This is a genomic window from Cobetia sp. LC6 (assembly GCF_030264805.1).
Taxonomy (GTDB): Bacteria; Pseudomonadota; Gammaproteobacteria; order Pseudomonadales; family Halomonadaceae; genus Cobetia.
The window spans coordinates 1-4,198 of the sequence record NZ_JASSPL010000024.1 but is presented as its reverse complement, the minus strand read 5'-3'; the positions used below and the strand labels follow the sequence as shown (position 1 = coordinate 4,198).

The 4,198-nt window shown below is 55.6% G+C and carries 1 protein-coding gene; it reads left to right on the top strand.

The window, feature by feature from the left end:
• A partial coding sequence (locus tag QQF40_RS16920; protein WP_502871441.1) for a beta strand repeat-containing protein occupies positions 1–4,198 on the top strand: 4,198 nt, incomplete at both ends.

The following is a 4,198-nucleotide window of genomic DNA, read 5'->3' as shown; positions in this document are numbered from 1 at the left end:
CAGCTCTGCCGAGTCCAACACGGTTGACGTGAATGTCGATGCCACCTCGCCGGGCGGCGAAGACGGCACCGATGCGCCGGTGCTCACCATCGATGAAGCCACCGATGGCGTGAACGCTGCCGAACTGGCCGATGGCCTGCAGACCAGCGTCACCCTCACCGACGGCACAGAAGAAGGTGACACTGTCACCGTGACCCTGGACGACGGCAACGGTGGCACCGTGACTGGCACCGCGATCGTCACTGCTGATGACATCACTGCAGACAGCATTGCGGTCGAAGTCACCGATGCCATTGCCGATGGCAACTACACCGCCACTGCCGTGATCACTGATGTACTGGGCAACAGCTCTGCCGAGTCCAACACGGTTGACGTGAATGTCGATGCCACCTCTCCGACCACCACCATCAGCATCGATGCCATCAGTGAGGACACCGGCACCACGGGTGACTTCATCACCAATGACGATGATGGCCTGACGGTCACCGCCACGCTGAGTGCCGAGCTCGCCACCGGGGAAGTTCTGCTCTACAGCACCGATGCCACCACCTGGGTCGACATCACCGACAGCGTGACCGGCACTACCGTCAGCTACGCCGATGCCGAACTCACCGCCTCTGCCACCGTGCAGCTCAAGGTGCAGGACGCCGCCGGCAACGATGGCGACACCGAGAGTCAAGACGTCGTAATTGATACAACCGCTCCGACAGGAAGTGTCATCAACTTCACGGATGCTGATGGGGAGATCAACGCTGCAGAAGCGACAGACGTGACATTCGAAGGCACTGTCGAAGCCGGCTTGACCAGCAGCAACCTCACGATCGTGATCACCGATACCGACAATGGCTCGGTCAGCGTCCCAACCGAGAACATTACGGTCTCGGCGGCGGGCGAAGTGACTGTGGCAGGTGTCGACCTCACCGGTCTGGCAGAGGGACTGCTGACCGTGACCATGACCGTGACGGACGATGCGGGAAATGAGAATGTGGCCGCCGTGACCGATACGGCGACCAAGCTGAGCGACGATTTCCTCGATCTGGGTAATGCTAACCGTCTCACGATCTCGGAAGCGCTAATCGCCTCTGCGGCAGGCGCTGTCGCCAGCACTCAGACATTCGCCGATACCAGCGGTGAGGCAACTCTTTCACTCAGCTCCACCGAGTCGCTCACCAGTAACGGCCAGGCGCTTGATTGGGTCGTCACGGATGAAGGACGTACGCTCACACTGGCAAGTGATGTCGATAACGCTGCAGCGACGGCCGTCATGGTCGTTTCCGTCACCGAGGATGGCTCGGAAGTTGTCTACAGCGCAGAACTGCTCGGCAACATTGATCAGGTGAATGCTGAGTCATCCACGGTGGATGTGCTTGTCACTCTGACCGATGGCGCGTCGAGCACCAGCAGCACCTTGAACATCGATATCACTGATGATGTACCGACGATTGCGGCAAGTACCGTCGTGGAGACTCTGAGCTCGAATACGGATTACACCGGCTCCATCTTCGATGGCGAGGATGACTTCGGGTTTGGGGCTGATACGGCAAATGGGCAGGTGCAGTCCTTCACGTTCAAGGGTCTGACATTCACTGTCTCTGATGATGGCACCTACGCGGACGTGACCGGCACCTCTATCGAGATTGGTCTGGAGGCTGGCGATACTGTCAGCATCGTAGATGGAGTACTGGCGGTAGAAACACTGTCCGGTGAATCCTTCAGCCTGAATATCGACTCAGGGGACTATAGCTACAGCCACCAGGGCCAGTTCAGCGCAACAGAGGATGCCAATACACGGCCTGTGGTATTAGCCAATGAGACCAGTGATGTATTGGGTATTGTCGGCCTCAATGCGTTGGACATTATCGATCTAACGAACGATCAGCTATTCAATGCTTATGACTCAGAGGAGAATATAACTTCTGTTCAGCTAAGCACCATTGGGCTTGTCAGTATCATAGAGGCATTGCCTGGTGTAGGTACATTGGTGAACTCACTAGTAGGAGCATTGTCGTGGTCTTGGAGCGAGGACTTGGCTAATGAGCTCGGCCTGTCTGTTGTGGAAACAACCGATGCAGGAGGAGACAAAAGTCTTGCGATAACGTCTCTGGCAGGTGGAGAGATATCCAACCTGACCATCAACGAGATATTGAGTACGGTAGAATTCACCCTGACTCCTCCCGGCGGGGTTATCGGCGGCCTGATCAACACATTGGTCACAGGGTTGGGTTTGGATTCAATATTGACATCCATACTCAGCAACACCTCAATTACTGCCACTGATTCCTTGGGTGCAACGTCTACGCCTGATACTGACGCAACAGTCGTAAACCTTGACCTCCTGGCCTCAGGATACGACCCAGCTGTGCAAGAAGGAGATGGCGGCGACGATACTCTTAATGCTGCTAGCACAGGCGAGTCACTCTACGGTTATGGTGGTAATGACGAGCTCAATGGAGGCACTAGCAACGACATCCTGCGCGGCGGCAGCGGCAATGACGAACTGAACGGAGGTGGTGCGACTGACCTGCTGATCGGCGGTGCAGACGACGACACCCTGAACGGTGGTGACGGAGTCGACATCCTTCGTTGGGAGTCGGGGGATGAGGGCACTGTCGCTGCTGCGGCAACAGATACCGTGATCAACTTCAACAATGGTGGCGTCGGAACGGGAGACATTCTTGATCTGCGCGACATGCTCAACGGGGCCTATTACGTCGATAGTGTCACCAACAATCTTGCAAGCTATATCAGTGCCGAATATGTCTCGGCAGCCAATACAACCGTTCTCTATATCAACACAGAGGGTGGATTGACCGCTGACCCTGCCGCGTCCGCCAACCAGGTCATCAATATCGATGGACTCGATCTGACCGACGGTGGCACCTTGACGAGCAGTGAGGTCATCGATTCCCTCATCAGCGGCGAGCAGTTGTTGGTGGGCACGGAGGTCAATGAGTCTGATGTCAGTGTCACAGTCGTGGATGGTGATGGCGACACAGCGACGGGGGAAATCACCTTCGTCGGTGAGGAAAGCCTGGATGCGGTCACCAATACCGCCCCTATCGTCACCCTGCAGGATTCTGAGCTGTTGGGCCTGGTCGGTCTCGAGGCACTTGACCTGATTGACCTTTCCAACAACAAGGTCTTCGTCGCAGACCCTGAAAACAACCTGCGCGAAGTCGTGATCAATTACGCTGCAGTCGTGGATGTCAGTGCACTGAGTGGTTTGCTTAGTGATCCTCAATTCACTTGGGACAACGACCTGGCGACTTCGCTTGGCCTATCAGTTACAAGTAGCAATGGCGGGATCATCGGGACACTCGCCACTAGCGCGGAGCTGACTATTACCGCGACTGACGGTGGTGATATCGACAACCTGGCGCTCAATCAATTCCTGGCGACCATCGGATTCGATGATGGCGGTGCTGCCGAATTCAACTTGGCGGACATCGACCTATTGGATGCCTACAGCATCACGGCAACCGATGCCTACGATGCCAGTACCACGGATGCCATCTCCTCTCTGGTAGGCGTAGATTTGCTAGATTCTAATGAACCCCTTTTCTCTGGAGTCGATGACGAAAATACCTTCATCGGAGAACAGTTAATCGATGACTCAATCGACATTTCAGAGAATCTCGAAGGAAGCAGCATATTCGGCCTTTCCGGCAATGATTCTCTCATCGGTGGCCTCGGCAATGATGTCATTAGAGGTGGCGAGGGAAATGACTCCCTTGTCGGAAATGCGGGTAATGATCTTCTGATTGGCGGTTCGGGCAGCAATACCTTCGATGGTGGCGCGGGTGATGACCTGATCGTCACTTCCAGCCTGGACTTCACCATCGAGGGTGGCGCTGACACCGATACCGTCAGCTTCGATGGCACAGGAAAAGGCATCGATCTCGTCGCCTTGTCCGCCCAGGCTGAGCCCAGTGTCATGACCAACATCGAAGTGCTCGATATCTCGGCCAGCAGCGAGACCGGCACCAGTCTGAAAATCGATGCCGATACGGTATTGAACCTCACCGATGGTGATAACGAGCTGTACATAGATGGTGATGAAGGCGATAGCGTGGAAGCGGCTGGGGCAACATCCTCCGCGACAACGACCGAGTTCAACGGCACGACGTATGATACTTATCAGCTTGGTGAGGCAACGCTGTATATCGATCAAGACGTGACCGTGAATACCAGCAACGGA